Origin of the sequence: Paenibacillus sp. FSL M7-1046 (genome assembly GCF_038007405.1) — a bacterium.
Lineage (GTDB): Bacteria > Bacillota > Bacilli > Paenibacillales > Paenibacillaceae > Paenibacillus_AQ.
Map to the genome: position 1 here is coordinate 6700808 of NZ_JBBOXB010000001.1, position 20778 is coordinate 6721585.

A 20778-nucleotide genomic window follows, 5' to 3' on the forward strand; every position below is an offset into this window, starting at 1 on the left:
CCCCTCTTTCATCCCGTTTTCGCTTATTTTCATGGCTGGATTTTGGGAATACGGATACAGATTGTCGAACCGAATCCAGGGGACGAACAAACGAGGATACCATAAGGATTGCCGAAACGGATGTTCAGGCGCTCATGCACATTCTTCAGGCCTACGCCGCTGTCGCTGTACTTTTTCGGATTGCTGTGCTCTGTATTCCATAGGCTCATCAGTGTGGCCAGATCGAAGCCCGGACCATTATCCTTGACGATGATAATAATATCTTTACCTGTCTCTTGTGCACCGATGGTGATCACCCCATGCTCTTCCATCTGCTCAATGGCATGATATAACGCGTTTTCCACTATCGGCTGAACAATCAGCTTCTGGGTCATCACATTTCTGAGGGTATCGGGCAAGTCAATGGCGTAAGAGAATTTGTCTTCAAAACGGAATTTCTGAATATCCAGATAGTGGCGGACATGCTCAAACTCCATTTGCAGCGGAATCAGCTCCTGATTCTGGCTGATGCTGATCCGCAGCAGCCTGCCGAGAGAAACGACCATTTTGCTGATATCCCTGTTCCCCGCCAGCACCGCCATAGAGTTGATGGATTCCAGTGAATTATAAATAAAATGCGGGTTAATCTGCGCCATCAATGCCTGCATTTCCGCTTCCTTTTTGCGGCCCTGCTCCGTTTGCACCTGCTCAATGAGTTCGCTGATCTGCGAGCTCATCCGGTTAAAGCCGTCAATCAAGAGATCGCTTTCATCATCTGAGCGCAAAGGTGTCGTAATCGGAGTAAAGATTCCTTGCTTGACCCGCTTCATACCGTTGACCGCGCTGTTAATGCTGCGCACAAGCCTTCGGATGAAATAGCGGTCAAACAAAAAGGCGGACAGCAGCGATACTGTGGATAGAATGATGGCAAGATTGCGAATAGAGTCCGATTCCGAGGATATCAGATTCATGGGAGTGATGGCCACCAAATTCCAGTCCAAATTATGAGAAGGAAGGAAAGTAATCAGTGATTTCTCTCCTTGATAATTGTCAATGTAATAATCCTGAGCCTGGGCGTAACCCTCCTGCAGAAAAGGAAAATGGGTTTGCTGCCCGATATGCTCACCGGATTTGTTAAAGACGATATTCCCCTGCTTGTTGACCAGCAGAATATCCCCTTTCTTCAGTGTTGCAGCTTCCCAGAAAATTTGGTCAAGCAAATCCGGTTTAACGTAAACGACCAGATAACCGATATCCTCCAGGGAATAAGAATCCTTGATAATTCTGGACTGCACCAGTACCGGATTGCCGGTAGCTTCCGAGCCATTCTCTCCGGGTCCCGACCATACCGGCCGGCCCTCCGCTTCCTCCATCGCGCGGTACCAGTTCTGATGGCGCATCTCATTGAAGGGCATAGGGGCATTGTACTGATAGATCAGGCGATCCTTGCCGTAAAGACTGAAAGAAGTGATCATCGGATGATTGATCAGCAGGTTGTTAATATCCTGCTTAATGTCGTAGGTCAGTACAAAATCCGGCTGTTTGAGCGTTTCCTGAATTTTTGGCGAAATAATAGCCGAATTTGTAATGTATGAGATTTCGCTAAGTGCAAACTTAAGCTTGCGGTCTGTCTCCAGAAGTGAGATCCAGTAAAAATTGCTTGATTTCTTCTCCATGGCACTGGAAAAATTCGCATACGTAACAATTCCCATCACGATCACGGGAATGAACACGAGAAGAATAATAGCGAACAAGATTTTGCGGCGGAGCTTCATATGCCTTTCCCTTCCTCCTGCTGTCTCTGCCCATTATTATTCTTCACGGTACTCCCTATTTCCTTGTTTAACATTAAAAACCAGTTTAGCTTTTGATTGCGCCTGAGGTCAGACCGGCAATTACCCAACGGCTGAAGAACAGGAAGACGACGAGCAGCGGAAGTGTGGCCGTAAAGGTTGCTGACATAATCATCCCGTAGTCAAGACCATCACGTGCACTGAACAGCTGCTGCAGAGCGATCTGAATGGTAAAATGCTCTTTATTCTTCAGGACGACGAGCGGCCAGAAGAAGTCATTCCATACCGTCATAAAATTAAGTATGCCAAGCGTAGCCATTGCCGGAGTAATAACAGGAACAGCAATCTTCCAGAAGATCCGGAAATGTCCGCCTCCATCAATCCGTCCTGCTTCGATCAGTTCGGTAGGCACCGCCGAGGAGATATACTGGCGCATCCAGAAGATCCCGAAGGCATTGACCATCGCAGGCACAATAAGCGCCTTGAAGCTGTCGATCCAGTGCAGTTTGGACATAATAACATAAGTCGGAATTACACCCAGCTGCTGGGGAACGATCAGCGTAGCGATGACGAACACAAATAGCATATTCTTTAGCGGAAACTCATATTTGGCAAATGCATAGCCCGCCAGGGTACAGAAGAACACAACCGAAATCGTGACCATGGACGAGACGAACAGCGAGTTCCCGAGTGCCAGGAAGATATCCGACCGTTCCAGCACTCTGCTGAAGTTGTCGAAGAACTGGTCACCGATGGTTAACAAAGGTGGCTTATGGAACACGGCGCCCTTGTCATTGGTTCCTACAACAAACATCCAATAGAACGGAAAGACAGAGATTAATGCTCCTAGAATGAGCAGGAAATAAAACCCCAACTTGCCGAAGAAACCGAGGTCATCCGGTTTTTTTCTGAATATTCGCAATGTGCTCACGCTTTTCTCCTCCTAGACTCTCCGCCTGTGCCTCTGGTAATCAGCATATTAAGGATGGAGAATAGAATAGTGACGAGGAACAGCATAACCGCCGTAGCCGCCGCCGTACCGAAGAATCCGTTGCGGAATGCTTCGCTGTATAAATAAGTAACCATTGTAATCCCTTCCTGGCGGGTTGATCCGGTCCCGGATTGGCCCAAGAATACATATGGCTCTGTGAAGAGCTGCAGCGCACCAATCGTAGATTGGAGGGATACGAAAATAATGAATGGCTTGAGGAGCGGCAGTGTGATGGAAAACAGCTGCTGTCTTCTGTTCGCACCGTCAATCCGCGCGGACTCGTACAGATCCATCGGTATGCTCTGCAGGCCCGACAGGAAGATGATCGCGTTATAGCCCGTCCAGCGCCACATAACCATGGTGGAGATGGCAATCTTTACGCCCCACCAGCCGGAGTTGAATGCCATGCTGTCCAGTCCAAGCCCGTTCAGCATCCAGTTGATCATCCCGTTGTTGCCGAACAAGGTGCTGAATACAAGCGTAACAGCCACAATCGACGTAATATTGGGCATGAAATACAGAATACGGAAGGTTTTCTTAAACCGCGTCATTCCTGAATGCAGCAGCACTGCGAGCAGCAGCGCCAGAAACACCTGCGGCAACGTGCCCATCAGTCCCATAATCAGCGTATTGGTGAAGGAAATCCAAAAGGTCGGGTCGCTTGTGACCAGATCGTAGTTCTTCATCCCGACGAATTTCATCGGATTGAGCGCGTCCCACTTAAAGAAAGATAAATAAAACGTAAAGAAGATCGGGTACAGTCCAAATATCGAGAACAGAATAAAGAACGGAGAAATAAATGTATAAGCAGTGATGCGGCTCCGTCTTTGTTCAGTTAAAAAAGGGCGTTTGCTCTCGGCATGTGGACTCGTAATTACGGGTTCAGCCATGTCACACCTCCAGGGAATATAGCAAAAACTCCGATAGGAGTCTTGATCGATGATTAAGTCTTCCTATTTCACTAAAACCGGACTCACAGAGAGTGCGGCTCTCCATGAATCCGGCATTACAGGCATCATTTCCTTATTGAAATGCTTAGCTGCGTTCCTCAAGGGTTTTTGCTTGTTTAACTGCTTCATCCCACTCTTTGGCAGGGTCGGCTTTTTTCTCAATTACGTTCTTCAGCGCGTTCTTGAAGAAGGTATCGGTTTGGTCATGCAGCGGTCCGTAGTATACCGGTTTAACACGGTTAGCCGCCTTACCAAATTCAACTGCGATTTGTTGGCCGCCGAAGAAGTCATCTTTGAAATCTACGAATGCCGGATCTTCATACAGTGCAGGAATGGAAGGCATCAGACCCTTAGCTTTGAACGATTCGAGCTGATTGTCCTTGTTGACGAGCCATTGAATGAAATCATAAGCTTCCTTCGGATGCTTGCCTTCCTTAGGAAGGGTGATGAACGAACCGCCCCAGTTTCCGGCACCTTCGGGCAGCTGAGCAATTTTCCATTTACCGGCAGAATCAGGAGCGTTGGTCTTAATATAGCCGGCCATCCATGCAGGACCCATAACTACGGCGAACGATCCGTCGGTCATGCCTTGACCCCACTCAGGAGACCACAGCAGCATATTGCTGACCCAGCCTTCCTGAATGCCTTTAACGGTGAAATCGTAAGCTTTTTTCACTTGCGGATTGGTATCTCCGATGAATTTGCCGTCAGCCTTGCTGAAGTAGATTTCATCAGGAGATTGGTCGCGGAGTGCGTTATACGTCAGATCTGTTAAGTCAGAGAAGTATTTACCGGTTTTGTCCTTGAAGGTTTTCGCTACAGTAGCGAGCTTATCCCATGAGTCAATAGCAGCACCGAACCCTTCCGGATCGCTTGGCAGTCCCGCTGCTTCAGCCAAATCCGTGCGGTAGTAGACAACGGTAGGACCGATATCCGTTGGAAGTCCGAGCTGGAAGCTGCCGTCAACAGAGGAGGCTTGCTTCCATTTCCAGTCGAGATAATTGGCTTGAATATCTTTTGCTCCCAGATCATTCAGGTTGTAGAATTTATCCTGAGCACCCAGGAAACGTTCCATGAAACCGATTTCAAGTTGAAAAATATCAGGCGCTCCCGAATTCGCCGACAACGCAGTTGTCAGATTGTTGTGATGGGCAGTCTGGTCACCGGTGTTCTGAATTTTGATTGTAACGTTCGGATGTTCCTTGGTATATTCTTTCGCCAGCTCTTCATAGTTAACACTGCCAAGTGTCCAGAATGATAGCTCAACCTTCTCAGCCGGCTCCGTTTTATCTCCTTCCGTTGCCGGTGCATCTGTACTTTTAACGTTGTTACCTGCATTATTTTTCGCAGTGTTGTTTTCAGCGTTGTTGTTACCTCCGCATGCTGCCAGTGAACCAACGAGCATGATTGAAGCAAGCGTCAACGCCAGATTCTTTGCTTTTTTCATTCCTCTGTACCCCTCTCAAAGGTTTCTCTTACAAGTCTTAGTGTACAGTAGGAGAAATCTTTTTTTGAGGAGGCAAACTTCCGATTTGAGGTGGAAATATTTACGATATGGTAAATTCAGGTTCTAATACACCCATTTCCACAGCCGCCTCCCGTTTGGAACCATTGGATTTCTATCCTCTGCACAGGTATACTGGTTTTATTTCAAGCAATTATTCACCCATCAAAGGAGAGTACCTTTCATGCCTATCAACCGGCCTTTACTGACAGACAGTGATTTACAGGATGCCGTTGACCGCAAGCTGCCTGTGCGCGTCTTTCAGGACGATCATCTGGTGAATTCCGGAGCGACGGTTGTCCGATTTACAGATTCGGATGTTGTCATCCAGTCGCGGGTCAGCGATTTAACCTACTATTCCCGGCGGAGCTGCGAATTTTTTGAGGTCAGACCCTAGCTCAAATATTTTGAGAATGGAGAGGAACTGTATCTCGTAGAGACGCATCCGGCGACAGCTTTGGGGCAACCAACATTACGACGGAAATTAACAATAGTATTGAGTATAGATTTACAGGCAGGGAGACACTATAGAGCGAGGAATGGCTGGTCAGCCAACAACAATCCATAGTGAGGTGCCCCCATGTTCAAAAGATTTGACGAGATTGCTATTGAGATTCCCGAGGTTGAACGCCCCGACCCCAATGCTGCTGCTGCTGTTCAGGAACTGCTCGGCGGGAAATACGGGGAGATGTCCACACTGAACAATTACCTGTTCCAGTCTTTCAATTTCCGCAGCAAAAAAAAGCTCAAGCCGTTCTATGATCTGCTCATGAGCATCACCGCAGAAGAGCTGGGCCATGTTGAACTGGTCTCGCATGCAGTTAATAAATGCCTCTGCGGCTCCACCTCCTATAAAGAACCGGATCAAACGCCGCTGGAGCCGTTCAAAAATGCACGCAACACCTATTTTGCACTTAGCGGTGGCCAAGGCGCATTGCCTGTAGATTCCATGGGACGCCCATGGAGCGGAGAATATGTCTTTAACAGCGGCAATCTGATTCTGGACTTGCTGCATAACTTCTTTCTGGAATGCGGCGCCCGTACCCACAAGATGAAGGTTTATGAAATGACAGACCATCCGGCTGCCCGTGAGGTGGTCGGGTTTTTGCTGGTACGCGGCGGAGTGCATGTGGTGGCCTACGCCAAAGCGCTGGAAATGGCTACAGGTGTAGATGTCAGCAAGCTCATTCCAATCCCTTCCCTCAGCAATAAAGCATTTAGTGAAACGCGTAAATATGAGTCCAAAGGGATTCATACGAAGCTGTACACGAACAGCGAGGGAGATTTCACAGAGATCAAACAAATCTGGAAGGGGACGCACCCTGAAGACGGCCAGCCCTTAGAGGTCATTGAAGGCTCCCCTAAAGGATTTCCGATTGCCGAAGCTCCTGAAGTACCGGAAGAATTCGCTCCGGGTTTTTCAGAGGAGGATTTCCTCGCCATTGCAGCACGCCTGCAGCAGGCGGCCAATATCCGCTAAATTCAAAGAAGCCGGACAAAGGCCCCGCAGGGGGATCTTTGTCCGGCTTCTCTCATTGTCATCACTGTGTCATAAACTTCCTAATTATCTCTTCATCTCATTCGTTGATGTCTTCAGCTTCTCGTTCAGAATATCCTGAAAGCTGCGAGTCTTGTCATCGGAGTTGGAAGATTTGGCTTCGACCACGGGTTGAGGTCTAAAATACTGATGATTGAAAGCCATAAGATTATGTACTGTCATATTCATTAAGGTTCAACCTCCTTCCGTAATCTGCACCTGAATTTGCGTGGTTGCGCATTTTCTTATCTCTTATTTAACCCATCATTTCCATCCCTAAACATTTTTTTTGCACTTTCAGGAAAAAAATAACCTCCGCGCCGATAACCCGGCCGGAGGCTATAATCTTCTTCGTATCGAATATTTATTTCAAGGCTGCCCAAGAAGCTTCATTCAGCTGCTCCAGCTCATCCCTAACAAGCTGGAAACTCATGGCCCCGATGTTCTCTTCCGCATGCCGGACCTTGGAAGCGCCTGGAATGGCGACCACTGTATCCCCGTGAACATGTATGAGCCAGTTTAGGGCAATCTGGCCCGGTGTCACTCTGTATTTCTCGGCCAAAACAGATAATAGATCAATCAGCGGCTTGCTGCGGGCCAGGCTTTTCTCATCCAGACCGGATTGCATCCGCCGCATCCTCGAAACTGCATGGATCTGTGAAGGATCCTTATGGAAACGTCCGGTCAGAATCCCCTGCTGCAGCGGAGAGTATGCAATGATTGAGATGCCCAGCTCCTTCGCCGCTTCCATTGTTCCATTCTCATCAATCTTCCGGTGCAGCAAATTATATTTCACCTGGTTCGAGACCAGAGTTAGACCATACTGCTGCAATATCCTGTGCGCCTCCACCATCTGTTGGGCCGAATAGTTGCTGACCCCTGCATAACGGATTTTGCCATCCTTGACCAGACCGGCCATCGCTTTCATTTCACTGGCTATTGAGGACAGGGAAAATGGCTGGTGAATCTGGTACAGATCGATGCTTCGCCCGCCCAGACAGGTGAGCCGTTCATCAATTGTAGATGAAATAGATTTCGCTGTGCGGAGCATCGGCCACCATTTGGTGGCGATCAGCGGCTTGGCATGGAGACTGCCCTCCTGCTGCAATTGATCCAGCGCATGGGCAAGCGCCTCTTCTGATTTACCTCCGCCGTAGATCTCTGCGGTATCGACCCAGTTCATGCCGCCTTCCAGACTGACACGGACGATATCAAGGATATCTGCATCCTTAAGATTACTCCAGTACCTTCCTACGATTCCGCTTCCCCGGCTGAACTGCCAGCAGCCCAGCCCGAGCGGTGAAACGGATAACGATGATTGGCCTAAGGGGCGTAAAGTTACTGCTGTTGTCTCTGTCACCAAGTTTCATCCTTCTTTCAGAACCAAGATAGTAAAAATCACTCCAGAATCAAAACTACTCCAAAATAGAGCTCAGATCCACCAGCAAATATGGTATAATTACCCTGCTCTGCAACGCCATACTACAAACAAACCGTGTTGCAGAATGGAAACACAATCATTTATGGAGGGAATTCATGTTAAAAATCTTCGGTTTTTTCATGCTGTTAAATCTGGTCGGCAATCCTTTTCTTGCCCTAATCATCCTGCTGGTCATTCTGTATTTCCTCGACCGCCGATATGTCGGCATCTTTCCAAGCATCACGAAGCCGTTCCGCCGGAGCCGGCAAATTTCCAAGCTGCGGACAACCATCTCGCTGAATCCCAATGATGTCTCCGCCAAGTTCGAACTGGCCCGGCTGCTAACCGAACGCAAGCGTTTCAGCGAATCCAAAGAGCTGCTTGTGCAGATCGCTGACCGTTACGAGCAATCCGCCGAATATTGGGTGGAGCTTGGTTATGTGAATCTCAAGCTGGGACAGCTTCCCGAGGGGGAAGCGCAGATGCTTCAAGGACTGGAAATCAACCGCAGAGCGCAATATGGCCAGCCTTATCTCCGTCTCGCCGAGACTTTCCGCAATATCGACCATGACAAAGCTCTTTATTATGTAGGACAATTCCAGGAAATTCAGTCCTCTTCCAGTGAAGCCTACTATTTGGCCGGCTCTATGTACAAAGCGCTGGGCAGAAATGAAGACGCCAAACGCGCTTTTGCCGAATCTACGGCCATTTACCGCTCACTGCCAAAGTACAAGAAACGCCAGGAACGCGGCTGGGCGCTGCGCAGTTATTTCGCAAAGCTGCGTACATAAATAACCGGGATGGCTCCATTATACGCCTATTCCTTCCTGCAATCATTAACGCAAAATGCATAAACCTCCGGCTTCTGCACTCCCTGTGCATACCAGAGGTTTTTTTATGCTATTTTACAGGAACGGTCATTTCAAGCTAGGAATGTGGTGAATGGTTACCTCTACGTATAAATTTTTTTCGCCCTGTTTCTTCATAAACAGCAAAGAGCAAGCTCCACTGTCCCAGAAGCCTGCTCTTTGCTGTAATTCAAGTCATGCCGAATCTTATAAATCTAATGTTTTCGGCTGATCCTCCGCTGATGCCGAAGAAAACGGCCACCAGTTCGCCCGGCCAAACATCCGTACCATAACAGGAACGAAAAATGGCAGGAAGACCAGTGCATAAAGAGCAAGACCAGCCAGAACTACAGTAGCAATCTGCATCATCGACAATACGCCGGAAGGATACATCGAGGCAAAGGTTCCGCCCAGGATCACTACAGCCGACAGAATGACTGTCCCCATATTGCGCATGGCATGCAGGATCGCTTCACGCACATCCCAGGTCTTGTTCTCATTAAAGCGGGCCATCAGGAAGATGCTGTAATCCACCCCAAGCGCAATCAGCATAACGAAGCTGAAGAATGGAGTAGTCCAGGTAATTCCGGAATAATTCAGCAGATTCACAAAGATGGCTTCCGTAATTCCCAGCGCCGTAAAGTATGTGATAACGAGTGAAACTATCAGATAAATCGGCATGATAATCGATCGAAGCAGTAATACCAGAATGATGAAAATACCGCACAGCATCAGGATAACGGTCCGCGAGTAATCCTCATTGGAAATCTTCTGCAGATCGCTATAGGTGCTGGTCACTCCGCTGATCGCGGTCTCCGCATTCTCCAGCTTCGTGCCCTTCACAGCCCGGTCCACGGCAGCCTGAATATCTCCAATGCTGTCAATCGCTTCGGAACTATAGGGATTCTCGGCGAAAACAACATCCAGCGTCATCACCTTACCGTCACCTGCCAGGTACGTATCAAAAATCTGCTGGATGCCCTCGGCTTCCAGCGCCTCAGACGGTACGAAGAATCCGCTCAGCTCATCATCTTTGGCCTCCTGAATTTGCCCCAGGTACGCTTGAGCAGAATTCAGCCCGCCGGTGATTTGCTTCAGGCCATCCGCACTGTCATTCAAACCGTCTGTAAGCTGGCCGATTTGTCCGGTAAGCTGGCCGAACCCGTCAGCAAGCAGCTGCTGGCCGCCCTGCAGCTGGTCGAGCCCGTTTGTGATCGAAGGAATGCGATCGACAATTTGCCCTTGCCCCGCCGCCGCTTGATTCAGGCCCGTCTGCAGCTGGCCGATTCCGGCGACAAGCTTGCCCAGACCTTGTGCCAGCGCCGTTTGACCGGCAGCGGCCTTGGCATATCCGGTGTTAGCCTTGTTCAGACCGGCAGCTGCAGCTTTTAGCTGACCTGAAATCTGTCCAAGTCCTGCGGCAAGCTGGGCTGTACCCGTGCCGGTTTGCGTTACCGTTCCTTTAATCGTCTGGTAATCAACATCCTGCAGAAGATCAGGATGGCTGGCTTCCAGGCCTTTGAAGGAAGTATCCAGCCCGGTAAGTGCAGCAGCCACGCCCTGGAGCTGGGTTTGCAGCCCTGCAACGCCTCCGTCCAATGCGGTCAGCCCCGTGCCGATTTGCTTGTAGCCTGCCAGTAGTGCAGCATTGGCGTCCGCAAGCTGCTCCGCGCTGGCTGCTGCCTGCGCCAGACCGGCTTTGATCTCACCTGCTCCCGCTGATCCGCTTTTAATGCCGTTCTCTATACGGGAAAGTCCATCGCCCAGCGCGGCGATACCTTGTTTCAGCTCAGCTGTGCCCTCCGTCAGCTTCGCGCTGCCCGATACGGCTTCGTTCAACTTCGGCTCGTTGTCACTTAGCTGCTTACTTGCTTGCGCAAGCCCCGTTTGAATCTTCGTAAGCCCTTCATTGCTCTGATCCAGGCCCTCTGACAGTGTAGCCACTTGAGTCGGGATCAGGAAGTCATTGATCTGTTCCCCCGTAGGACGCGACATGCTGCGCACAGCTTTGACGCCGTCGACCTTTTCCAGCTCACGGCTGATTTTTTCAGCCAGACCCATATATTCAGGAGTATCCATACGGTCATCATTTTTGATGATTATTTTGCCGGGCATCGATTCTCCCGGCCCAAAGCTCTCGGAGATAATGTTGAAGCCTTTAACCGATGCGTAGTTGGAGCCGATTTCGTCCATGCTGTTAAAGGACAGCTTGCCGCCATAAGTGACCAGGAACGGCACTACTACCGCAGCTACAATCAGCAAAGCAGCCCACGGTCTTTTTAAGGAGAAGGAACCGGCAGCCCCCCAGATACGGCTTTCGCTGTGCTCCAGCTTCCCGCGGGATGGCCAGAACATCTTTTTGCCCAATACCGCCATAAAGAATGGAACGACAGTCACGAGCGCCAGCATCATCACGGCAATCCCTACGGCCACTGCAACCGCAGAACGGTACAGCATGAATTTGGACAACCCAATGGCCAGGAACCCTACAAATACCGCAAGACCGGAATAGAATACTGTCCCCCCCGCTTTGCGGTAGGTCGTGATAATCGCACTTTTCGTATCCTCAGAGGTTGCCAGCTCTTCCTTAAACCGGCTGATCAGCAGGATGCAGTAATCCGTCCCGATCCCGAACAGTACGGCCACCATAAAGATCTGCGTAAATGTGGATAACGGAAAATCAAACCGGTCCACCAGAAAAGCCACAACCGATTGCGATACAATATAGCTCAGTCCGACCGTAAGCAGCGGCACAAACGGCGCAACGAACGAACGGAATACAACGAACAGGATCAAGAGAATAAATACAACGGTAATATACTCCGATTTCTTCAGCCCTGCCTCTGAGCTGACAATGGTATCTTCCGTGATCAGTCCTTCGCTGGTCAGATAATGACCGGCTGTTACATCACTTAACAGGGCTGCTACTTTAGCGGGGAGCTCCTTGACCACTTCTTCTCCGCCTTTTACCGACAGTGCGACCATAATGGTCTTCCCGTCCTTCGCAATCAGCGTATCCTTTAATTCGGTTTGAGAAAAGGGGTCGGTAATGGAATCCAGCTTCAGCGATTCCTTGCTCGCCGCAAGCTGCTCAACGCCCTGCTTAATGCTCTCCGTATCTTCTGCGCTCAGTCCACCCGGCTTATTAAAAACAAGGGCAACCTGGTGCAGCGTCTCACCGCCCTTGGCGTCAGCCACCTCTCTCATAATCTCGGCCGCTCTCGAAGAGGTGTAGCCATCCGGAACAGCAATCTGCCCCTTCTCGCGCACCAGATCCGACATCGCCGGCGCCGTCAAAAATAACACTACTGCTACAGCCAGCCAGACTGTAATTACAGCCCATCTAGCTTTCAGTATGGTCTTCAATTGTTTCTCCCTCCTGTTTCATGCATTAAAAATGCAAGCTTCTCAAACATGGTAATAAATTTCTCAATGTCCTTTTCCTCAAAATCAAACAGATAGGGAGAGATCACTTCCTGAACCTGCTTCTCGGCGGTCTGATGCACACTCTTCCCATGCTCCGTGAGTGTCAGATATACCTGGCGGCGGTCATTCTCGTCCCGGGTCCGCTGAATCAGTCCAGCTTCGTCCAGCCGGTTAATAATTGCCGTTATCGAACTCTTGCCTACCGCAACCGCCTCGGCCAGAAATGTGGAAGTACAAAGCTCCTGACTGTTTATCAGCCGGAGAATAATAAACTGGTCATTGGTCAGTCCTTCCGGAATCCGCTCCTTGACACGGGCGCTAATCTGCCTAGTCACCACCATGTATGCATCCAAATAGCGGTTGATCCAGTGTTCCGCCTCTTCTTTCAAAATTCAAACCTCCCAACACTATTAATAGTTCACGTATGAAACTGTTTCACAGTAAAACTATATGGTCTGCCGCCCAAAAAGTCAATATGTTCCTTTCCGTGTTCCAGCAGCGGCTAATTTGCATTTTGCATAACAAAAACAGCCATTCCGCACGGGTGACATGCGTAAATGGCTGTTTGCCGGAAGGAGGTGAGAATTCTCTCTTTTCCCCTTAGCCTATTCTCGGTTATCCTTCGTCTTCAGACTCCTCAACCTCATATACACAGCGGAACATTTCGATTCCTGCGGCATTTTCACCCAGGCTGTACACCATGAACCCAAGGCTGCGGTAGAAGTCAGCAGCTATTTCGTCTTCAGTTTCTGCCAGCAGGTAACGGGGCTGACGCGCAGTTAGCAGCTCAAGAATCATTCCGCGCGCATACCCTTTGCCCCTGTTTTCTGGCAGTACGGCGATATGGCGGATGTCCAGTGAGCCGTCTTCCGTTTCTTCAAAGCCCACCAGCCCCAGCAGCAGACCTTCCTCTTCCCAGCCGCACAGCTGCAGTGCAGCCTGTGCGCTATATTCGGCTGAAGTGCGCTGCAGTGCATCCGGTTCATCAATAACAGCATAAGCCAGCAGCTCGTCCACCTCGGGAGAACCCACGAGATGCTTCAGATCTATCAGCATTTTTAAACCTCCTAAAAGTTTTGTGAGCATAGCTTCCTGATAATACTTCGTACAAAACTCACTTCGAAAGCATACGCTTAAGTTTTGTGAAACTTTAGTTTAATGATTTACCCCATGCCAAATGAAGAAAAATATAGCCTATCCACACACCCAGCAAGTTAAGCAGCAGATCGTCAATATCAAAGCTGCCGACACGCAGCAGCATTTGCATGGATTCCAGCAGCAATATCCATAAAGCCATATGTAAGGTTAGCCCAAACATGGAATTAAGCCGCTTCTTCAGCAGCGGCAGCAGGAGACCAAAGGGAATGAACACGGCGACGTTTCCCAGCAGATTCACCAGCCGGCCGGAGAAGGGCACCCCATTGTCCAAATCAAAATAGAGTTTTATGGTCCGCAGCGGCTCCAGATTATATTGCAGCGGTCCGTCCGGATGAACAACACGGCCAAAACCGATAAACATCCAGTACACAACGGCTGCACTATACAGAATTAGCAGCATCCAAGCCCATATTCGGCGCGGCTTCGGCTGAAGTTTTCCCCGGGCAGAACGGTTTACGGGTTTCTGCGTCTTACGTGGACTAGAGATTGCTTTCACCTTCCACTATTTCGATGCTGCCGTCGTTCTTGCCGATAATGGCCAGAGCGGCAATTCCAATGAACAAGCCGTGTTCAACAACGCCCGGAATGCCCTGCAGAGACATCGCAAGTTCAGGAGCGGAAGCAATCGCTTCAAACCGGCAGTCCGCAATGTAATTGCCGTTGTCTGTCTTGTACAATTCATCGCCGCTCCGCCGCAGCTCCGGCTTGCAGCCCAGCTTGGCTAGTTCAGCGACTGTCCATTCCCAAGCGAAGGGAACGATCTCAACCGGCAGCGGAAACTTGCCCAGCGTTTCTACCGCTTTGCTCTCATCCGCCACCACAATCATGCGTGTGCTGCCCATGGCCACGATCTTTTCGCGCAGCAAGGCACCGCCGCCGCCTTTGATCAGTTGAAGCCGGCCATCGAGTTCATCCGCTCCGTCAATCGTCAAATCCAGGTGGTCAACATCACCAAATGCAACCAGTGGAATGCCCAGCTCGCGGGCCTGCTCCTCCGAAGCACGTGAGGTAGCTACTGCGGTAATCTTAAGTCCCTGCTGCACTCGTTCACCCAGCTTGCGGATGGCCCAATATGCGGTGGAACCTGTGCCGAGGCCAACCTTCATTCCGTCTTCCACATACTCCACGGCTTTTTCCGCAGCCAGCTGCTTTACATTGATACTCATTTTAATACCTCCATATTATCCGTTATAATAATGAAATAGCTTTACATTATAAAATTATCATCACCAGGAGGATTCCGGATGAGAACCGAAAATCAGATTCAGTCCAAAATCAATGAATTAACACTCCAACGCAGGTCTCTGGAGTCACGTTTGACACCACTGGCCGAGGACAGCCCGCAACGCGAAGCCCTAACCGCCCAGCTTACCCGGCTGGAGGATATGATGCTGATGCTGGAATGGGTGCTGAATGCCCCTGCAGGCAAATACCACGCTTGAACATCAGATTAGAAGAGTTCCTTACCGTAACATAAACTATCCGGATCGCCAATATAAGGTCCGAACAAATCAATCGGCCGATAGCCATGCTTCACGTAGAGTGCAATGGCTTCCGGCTGTTTGATGCCCGTCTCCAGCCGGATTTCCCGGCAGCCGGCACTAATGGCCTTCGCCTCAAGATCCAGCAGCATCTTGTTGGCTATTCCTTGCTTGCGGCTGCCCGGGTCCACATAGAAACGCTTGAGCTCCATCACCGCACTGTCCGGGTCAAGCGGGCGCAAAGCTCCGCAGCCGACCGGCTTCTCTCCTTGATAAGCTACCACGAAAGTCATCTCTTTTACCTTCGGATCGGTGAAATCCACAACGTAGATGGTCTCATGCGGATAGCGGGATTTCAGATCCTCATCCAGACGGTCAATTAACGAACGCAAATCCGTGTTCCCGGGATCAACTACAACAAAATTAACATCAGTTATAGACGTCATTACCGTCTCTCCTCCACTTCAACCATAGCGCAAGTCCAGCTATATATAATTTTTAAGCGTTTCCTCATATAATTCAGCGTTACCCTTCTCAAAGCAAATAAATGAGATCTCTTTCAGCGGCAGCAACCGGGAATCCTGGGCCACCACATACTCAATGACCGTATGAAGCGCAATTTCACAGGCCAACACTTTAGGGAAATTATAAACCCCGGTGCTGATATTCGGAAAGGCTATGCTCCTCGCACCCTTTAAGCACGCCAAGTCGAGGCTGCTGGCATAACATTTGGCCAAAGTATCGGCTTCCCCGGCGCTCCCGCCTTTCCAAATCGGCCCTACTGTATGTATAATGCCCAGCAAAGGCAGCCTGCCTGCACTCGTTAATGCCGCCTCACCAGGCAGACAGCCTCCCTGCTTCTGGCGGATTACCGCACATTCCTCAGCAATTCGTGGTCCGGCAGCCCGGTGGATCGCTCCATCAACACCACCGCCTCCATAAAGGCCGGAATTGGATGCATTCACAATCATATCACCCTGCCAGGACGTAATATCACCTTCGCGGACAGATACCGCCACATCATTAATGATGATTTGCATGTTCGGCCTCCTCTCTCGCCGTAACCTCCAAGTTCCGAATCAGCTCTTTCTCTCCCCTGCGGTCCGCCTTCTCCGGAAAGGAAGCAAATACGACCCTTGCTCCTTCAATGGAAGCTTTGCGGATGTTGCTTCTCATCCAATTCTCCGCGTCGGTCAGAACCATCTCTCCCGTGCCGGCCGGTACACGGCATAAAGCGGAAGTCGTACCCTTTTCTCCCTTAGCGAGCTGTTCTCCCGGTCCGGAAAGCACAGTGAACTGAAATAACGGAACCGCCTCCGGCCGTTCTTCATGTTCTGCGAACGCTTGATTAACTACGGAGTACATCAGTGAACCGGTAGGTGCGGCAGATTCACTCGCCTCCCGCTCGGAAATCATCCGGCTGCTCTGGTAGGCAAGCAGTCCTGCAGCAAACAACAGAAACAACACGACGCCCCCAACTACAGTAATCATTTCTGTCACCCGCCATTCTTCAGAAAATCAACAATACCGTTTCTATATTATCATGGAGAGAACATGCCCGGGAATGGTCAAAATGGGCTGAGTTTCTTTTTTCACAGGAAATCTTCATGATTAAGGACGCCGGTCCTAACTGAAAGCGATGTATATTCTATAAAGTTATTTTGAAATATTCATATTAACAGTTGAAACTTTCTGTGGCATGATCCATAATGAAGTTGTGCATACTGTTTGTCAATCCATAAGAAATCAAGGGAGGAAATTTACAATGAAGTTTTTCTTGGATACCGGAAATATTGAAGAAATTAAACGTATTACCCGCCTCGGTTTAGTGGATGGCGTGACGACGAATCCGTCACTGATCGCCAAAGAAGGCAGATTGTTCAAAGATGTAATCAAAGAAATCGTTGCTATTGTGCCTGGTCCTGTCAGCGCGGAAGTCATTGGCCTTACAGCAGAAGAAATGCTTAAGGAAGCCTATGAAATTGCTGAGTGGGCACCCAATGTCGTAATCAAGCTGCCTATGACCGAAGATGGTCTGGAAGCCTGCTACGAATTGACCAAAAAGGGCATCAAGACTAACGTTACCCTAGTATTCTCCGCGGCTCAAGGCCTCATGGCTGCCAAAGCCGGCGCAACCTATATCAGCCCGTTTGTCGGACGTCTGGACGATATCGGCGTAGACGGCATGAAATTGATCAAGGATCTGAAGACCATCCTGACCAACTACGGCCTGACTTCGGAAATTATCGCAGCCAGTATCCGCAACATCGCACATGTAGAGCAAGCGGCAATCGCCGGCGCGCACATTGCAACAATCCCGGGCTCCTTGCTGCCTTCTCTTTGGAAACACCCGCTTACAGATAACGGTATCGAACGCTTCCTGAAAGATTGGGAGAAAGTTCCGCAAGTATAATACAGCTGCTGCTATTAACATAAAGCACCTCGTGGAAATCTTATTGGATCATAATGGGTCCGATACATTTCTATGGGGTGTTTTTTGCGTCCGGTTGACTAATTTACTTGTCTTGATTATAGTTGTTATAACAAGTATTTTTAGAAAGGATGATTCTTTTGTCTATTTCCTCTCCGCAGCAATTCCTCGGATTCTTGCTCGGGTCCACCCACCGGAGGATATCCAATGCATTTGCCCGGGCTTTGAAGCCTTACGATATTACACCCGAACAATGGTCTGTCCTGTTAATGATTGTTGACCGCGAAGGTATTAACCAGAAGGAAGTTGCCGCTGCGGCAGCCAAAGATCAACCCACAACTGCGCGGATCGTGGAGCTGCTTCAGAAGAAAGGTTTTATTACAAAATCAACAAGTCCCAGCGACCGGCGGGCCTTTCTGCTGTACCCCACCCTTGAGGGGCAGACGCTGATCGAAAGCACAATCGCTCTGGAGCAGCAGACGATCCAAGCAGCGGTTGCCGGACTTTCGCCGGAAAAGATTGAAGAGCTTCGCGTTATGCTGGAGCAGATCTATCACAACACTGGAAATTCCCACCAAGAATAGGAGCAATGGTATTGAACACAACATCTGATCGTCTCTGGACAAAATCGTTTATTCTGCTGACAATTTGTAACCTGCTGCTGTTTACAGGACTGCAAATGACACTCTCCACTCTCCCGGCCTATGCCGAAGAATCCTTGAACGCCTCTTCTGTGCAGGTTAGCCTGGTCACCAGCTTATTTGCGCTTAGCGCCATCGCTTCACGGCTGTTCTCAGCCAAGGCCATGGAGAAAGGCGGCCGCAACCTGCTGATCTTCCTCGGGCTGGCCGTATCCCTTGTAGCCGTCACCGGTTATTACTGGGCCGGAAGCATAACCGTACTGCTGCTTATGCGCATGCTCTTCGGGATCGGCTTCGGGATGGCCAGCACCGCCTTTCCGACAATGGCTTCGGATGTGATCCCGATTCGCCGGATGGGTGAAGGCATGGGTTATTTCGGCTTATCGACAAGCCTGGCGATGTCTGCCGGTCCATTGATCGGTCTAAGCCTGCTGCAGGGTCCCGGGTTCGGCTCATTGCTGCTTGTTACCGCGGCCGCACTGGCGCTAATCTTCCCGCTTGGCTACCGCCTGACAGCAGTGCTTCCGGGTCAGCACAAGGAACCCGCTGCGGTTCCGGCAGCGGATTTCAAAGGCGGGGCATTTCGCAGGCTGTTTATCCCATGCCTGCTGAACTTACTGCTGTCCGTGTCATACGGCGGACTGCTGGGCTTTCTCGCTCTTTACGGCAAAGAAGCCCATTTGGAACATATCGCCTATTTCTTTCTGTTTAACGCTGTTGCCATTGTTATCATTCGTCCATTGTCAGGCAAAATTTATGACCGTTTCGGTCCAGCTGCCCTGCTAATTCCCGGCAGCCTGTTCATCATCGGCGGATTGCTGCTGCTCTCCTTCGCCTCATCGACAGCCGCCCTGTTCCCCGCTGCTTTATGCTACGGGATCGGGTTCGGATCCATGCAGCCTGCCCTGCAAACCTGGATGATTCAGTCCGTTGATACACGCCAGCGGGGAATGGCCAACGGCATGTTCTTCAACTCACTGGATTTTGGTGTAGCAATCGGCACGATGCTCCTCGGATCTGTTGCGTTGTATAACACGTATGCGGTCATGTACCGCTATTCTGCAATGGCTCCCGCACTTTTGCTTCTGGTTTATATTGCATATCTCGCCATCAGACGGAGAAGCAACCGGACCGCCGTCACCTCTGCTTAATTTCTAGCCGGCCGTCAGCGAATTAACAGAAGTATAACTACCGGGCGCGCTGCGGCCAGATCTGTGGTATCCGTTCGGACAATCTTTTTGTACCCGATTCACCCTTTTTTCCTTTTTCTCCTTTACTGGGCGTCACGGCGAACAATGTCAACAGTCCGCCGATTGCACCCACTCCGGCCATCGTACCAAACAGCAGCCAATGCCCCCGTGTCATCAGCAGCGACACCACCGGCGGTCCCAGCGACACGCCGATGAATCGCATGCTGCTGTAAAGGGAGGTGATGGTGCCCCGCTTTTCCTGCTCAATCCCTTCAGTAATCAGCGCATCGAGACATGGCAATGCTACGCCTATTCCAATCCCGCCCAGACTAAGGAACCCAATGATCATATAAATGCTTTTACTGAATCCGGCAATAACCATCGCCGCTGTCAACAATACCATCCCGCTGAAGCCCAGCCATTTCATCATTGACTTGTTCCGCCCGATGATCTTGCCGCCGCCAAAGGAGGATAGACACAGCAGCGCCAGCGGAATAGCCAATACAAAACCTTTCATGGCACCATGAAGGTTGTATTTCGCCTCAAGTGTCTCCGATAAATAAAAGAGAACACCAAAGGTTACGAACATGCAAATGCCGCCGATAGCAAAGATGGCATACAGCCAGCGCCCATGCTGGCGTAAACTATCCGCAATGCCCCATAAAAACTGCCGGACGGATGTCTTCTCGGCCTCTTCCTGCTCTTCAGGCTTGCGGACCAGAAACAAGACAAGCAGAAACGAGATCACACACAGTACCGGAATGGCAATAAAAGGTGCATACCAAAGCAGCAGCCCTAAATAAGCACCGAGAATCGGGCTAAGCACCTTGCCGAAAGTATTTGAGGTCTCGATAAGTCCCAGACTTTTACTGACCACCTTTTCATCCTTGAACAAATCGCCAACAAAGGGAAGCACAATCGGAAACGCTCCGGCAGCGCCAATCCCCTGCAGCACACGTCCGCCAAGAATGATCCAGTAAGCGGTCAGCCCCGCTGTGAACCAGGCAGCAGCAACACAAACCGCTCCTCCGGCCGCAGCAATGAGCAGACTCGGCAGAATAACCTTTTTCCGCCCATAACGATCAGACAGATAACCCGCCACAGGAATCATCAGAATGGCCATCAGGCCGTATAGTGTGATCAGCATACTAACCTGAAAAGAGCTGATCTTCAGCTCCCGGGAGATTTGTGGCAGAATCGGCAGCAGCATGGAGTTGCCTAGCGTCATAATAAGCGGAATGGAAGCCAGAGCTGCCAGATCCCATTTTCTGTCCTTCATGGATTGACCACCTTTGTTATCGTTCACAATCTCCTTTATTGTGGTTTATTAGCAGACCCGGTATGCATCCCAGCAAGTGGAAACGCCTCGCCTTCCTCAAAAGGACGGTATCCGTTTCAGCGAGAAATAGAAAGATAATTTATAGCGTGA

22 protein-coding genes are annotated in these 20778 nt (G+C 50.1%); 7 read left to right on the forward strand and 15 right to left on the reverse strand.

Annotated elements, in window-relative coordinates; translation table 11 throughout:
• Positions 1 to 29: 29 nt before the first annotated feature.
• From NYE29_RS29970 to NYE29_RS29985, 4 genes are all read right to left on the reverse strand, one after another.
• Positions 30 to 1754 carry a cache domain-containing sensor histidine kinase gene (locus tag NYE29_RS29970; protein WP_340898737.1) on the reverse strand — a complete coding sequence of 575 codons (1725 nt, stop codon included), beginning with the start codon at positions 1752 to 1754 and terminating at the stop codon, positions 30 to 32.
• 85 nt (positions 1755 to 1839) lie between these two features.
• Positions 1840 to 2703 (reverse strand): carbohydrate ABC transporter permease, encoded by an 864-nt coding sequence (locus NYE29_RS29975; protein WP_076111354.1) that lies wholly within the window; start codon positions 2701 to 2703, stop codon positions 1840 to 1842.
• On the reverse strand, positions 2700 to 3653 hold the full coding sequence (locus NYE29_RS29980; RefSeq protein WP_340898740.1) for a carbohydrate ABC transporter permease: 954 nt from the start codon (positions 3651 to 3653) through the stop codon (positions 2700 to 2702). Before NYE29_RS29980 ends, NYE29_RS29975 begins: the two co-directional genes overlap by 4 nt.
• A 145-nt stretch (positions 3654 to 3798) precedes the next feature.
• Positions 3799 to 5160 (reverse strand): ABC transporter substrate-binding protein, encoded by a 1362-nt coding sequence (locus NYE29_RS29985; protein WP_340898742.1) that lies wholly within the window; start codon positions 5158 to 5160, stop codon positions 3799 to 3801.
• A gap of 241 nt (positions 5161 to 5401) precedes the next feature.
• On the opposite strand from NYE29_RS29985, the gene NYE29_RS29990 reads away from it, so the two are divergent.
• Positions 5402 to 5614 carry a hypothetical protein gene (locus tag NYE29_RS29990; RefSeq protein ID WP_340898744.1) on the forward strand — a complete coding sequence of 71 codons (213 nt, stop codon included), beginning with the start codon at positions 5402 to 5404 and terminating at the stop codon, positions 5612 to 5614.
• A 183-nt stretch (positions 5615 to 5797) separates the two neighbouring features.
• A complete protein-coding gene (locus NYE29_RS29995; RefSeq protein WP_340898745.1) occupies positions 5798 to 6697 on the forward strand; it encodes a manganese catalase family protein in 900 nt (299 codons plus the stop codon).
• An 84-nt stretch (positions 6698 to 6781) separates the two neighbouring features.
• Here NYE29_RS29995 and NYE29_RS30000 read toward each other — a convergent pair whose 3' ends face one another.
• On the reverse strand, positions 6782 to 6943 hold the full coding sequence (locus NYE29_RS30000; RefSeq protein WP_179091770.1) for a hypothetical protein: 162 nt from the start codon (positions 6941 to 6943) through the stop codon (positions 6782 to 6784).
• Positions 6944 to 7118: 175 nt separating this feature from the next.
• Positions 7119 to 8114: an aldo/keto reductase gene (locus NYE29_RS30005; RefSeq protein WP_340898748.1), complete on the reverse strand. Its 996-nt coding sequence runs from the start codon at positions 8112 to 8114 to the stop codon at positions 7119 to 7121.
• A gap of 176 nt (positions 8115 to 8290) precedes the next feature.
• Between NYE29_RS30005 and NYE29_RS30010 the strand changes: the two genes are divergently transcribed.
• A complete protein-coding gene (locus tag NYE29_RS30010) occupies positions 8291 to 8965 on the forward strand; it encodes a tetratricopeptide repeat protein (RefSeq protein WP_076111349.1) in 675 nt (224 codons plus the stop codon).
• 264 nt (positions 8966 to 9229) lie between these two features.
• Here the strand turns inward: NYE29_RS30010 and NYE29_RS30015 are convergent, their stop codons facing one another.
• The 5 genes from NYE29_RS30015 to rpiA all read right to left on the reverse strand — a co-directional run bounded on the left by NYE29_RS30015 (position 9230) and on the right by rpiA (position 14766).
• Positions 9230 to 12388, reverse strand: a complete 3159-nt coding sequence (locus NYE29_RS30015; protein WP_340898750.1) for an MMPL family transporter — start codon at positions 12386 to 12388, stop codon at positions 9230 to 9232.
• Positions 12385 to 12837, reverse strand: a complete 453-nt coding sequence (locus NYE29_RS30020) for a MarR family winged helix-turn-helix transcriptional regulator (RefSeq protein ID WP_038590729.1) — start codon at positions 12835 to 12837, stop codon at positions 12385 to 12387. Before NYE29_RS30020 ends, NYE29_RS30015 begins: the two co-directional genes overlap by 4 nt.
• 226 nt (positions 12838 to 13063) lie before the next feature.
• Entirely contained in the window at positions 13064 to 13504 is a 441-nt protein-coding gene (locus NYE29_RS30025; protein WP_076111347.1) for a GNAT family N-acetyltransferase, read from the reverse strand.
• Positions 13505 to 13598: 94 nt separating this feature from the next.
• Positions 13599 to 14006: a VanZ family protein gene (locus NYE29_RS30030; protein ID WP_076111346.1), complete on the reverse strand. Its 408-nt coding sequence runs from the start codon at positions 14004 to 14006 to the stop codon at positions 13599 to 13601.
• Positions 14007 to 14085: 79 nt separating this feature from the next.
• Positions 14086 to 14766, reverse strand: coding sequence for a ribose-5-phosphate isomerase RpiA (rpiA, locus tag NYE29_RS30035; protein WP_179091774.1), 681 nt, complete (start codon positions 14764 to 14766; stop codon positions 14086 to 14088).
• Between the two features lie 84 nt (positions 14767 to 14850).
• On the opposite strand from rpiA, the gene NYE29_RS30040 reads away from it, so the two are divergent.
• A complete protein-coding gene (locus NYE29_RS30040; protein WP_076111344.1) occupies positions 14851 to 15048 on the forward strand; it encodes a hypothetical protein in 198 nt (65 codons plus the stop codon).
• 8 nt (positions 15049 to 15056) lie between these two features.
• Here the strand turns inward: NYE29_RS30040 and NYE29_RS30045 are convergent, their stop codons facing one another.
• The 3 genes from NYE29_RS30045 to NYE29_RS30055 are packed head-to-tail and all read right to left on the reverse strand — an operon-like array spanning position 15057 to position 16578.
• Positions 15057 to 15533, reverse strand: a complete 477-nt coding sequence (locus NYE29_RS30045) for a GNAT family N-acetyltransferase (RefSeq protein ID WP_340898754.1) — start codon at positions 15531 to 15533, stop codon at positions 15057 to 15059.
• A 39-nt stretch (positions 15534 to 15572) separates the two neighbouring features.
• Positions 15573 to 16106, reverse strand: a complete 534-nt coding sequence (locus NYE29_RS30050; protein WP_256718138.1) for a macro domain-containing protein — start codon at positions 16104 to 16106, stop codon at positions 15573 to 15575.
• 4 nt (positions 16107 to 16110) lie between these two features.
• On the reverse strand, positions 16111 to 16578 hold the full coding sequence (locus NYE29_RS30055) for a hypothetical protein (protein ID WP_144024344.1): 468 nt from the start codon (positions 16576 to 16578) through the stop codon (positions 16111 to 16113).
• Positions 16579 to 16852: 274 nt separating this feature from the next.
• Here NYE29_RS30055 and fsa point away from each other — a divergent pair, with 274 nt between their 5' ends.
• The 3 genes from fsa (at position 16853) to NYE29_RS30070 (ending at position 19310) form a co-directional block, all read left to right on the forward strand.
• Positions 16853 to 17500, forward strand: a complete 648-nt coding sequence (fsa, locus tag NYE29_RS30060) for a fructose-6-phosphate aldolase (protein ID WP_038590710.1) — start codon at positions 16853 to 16855, stop codon at positions 17498 to 17500.
• A gap of 149 nt (positions 17501 to 17649) precedes the next feature.
• The gene (locus tag NYE29_RS30065; protein ID WP_340898757.1) at positions 17650 to 18102 is read left to right on the forward strand and encodes a MarR family winged helix-turn-helix transcriptional regulator; all 453 of its coding nucleotides are present in this window, start codon (positions 17650 to 17652) and stop codon (positions 18100 to 18102) included.
• An 11-nt stretch (positions 18103 to 18113) separates the two neighbouring features.
• Positions 18114 to 19310 (forward strand): MFS transporter, encoded by a 1197-nt coding sequence (locus NYE29_RS30070; protein ID WP_340898758.1) that lies wholly within the window; start codon positions 18114 to 18116, stop codon positions 19308 to 19310.
• Between the two features lie 37 nt (positions 19311 to 19347).
• On the opposite strand, the gene NYE29_RS30075 is transcribed toward NYE29_RS30070, so the two are convergent.
• The gene (locus NYE29_RS30075; RefSeq protein WP_340898760.1) at positions 19348 to 20628 is read right to left on the reverse strand and encodes an MFS transporter; all 1281 of its coding nucleotides are present in this window, start codon (positions 20626 to 20628) and stop codon (positions 19348 to 19350) included.
• Positions 20629 to 20778: the final 150 nt, after the last annotated feature.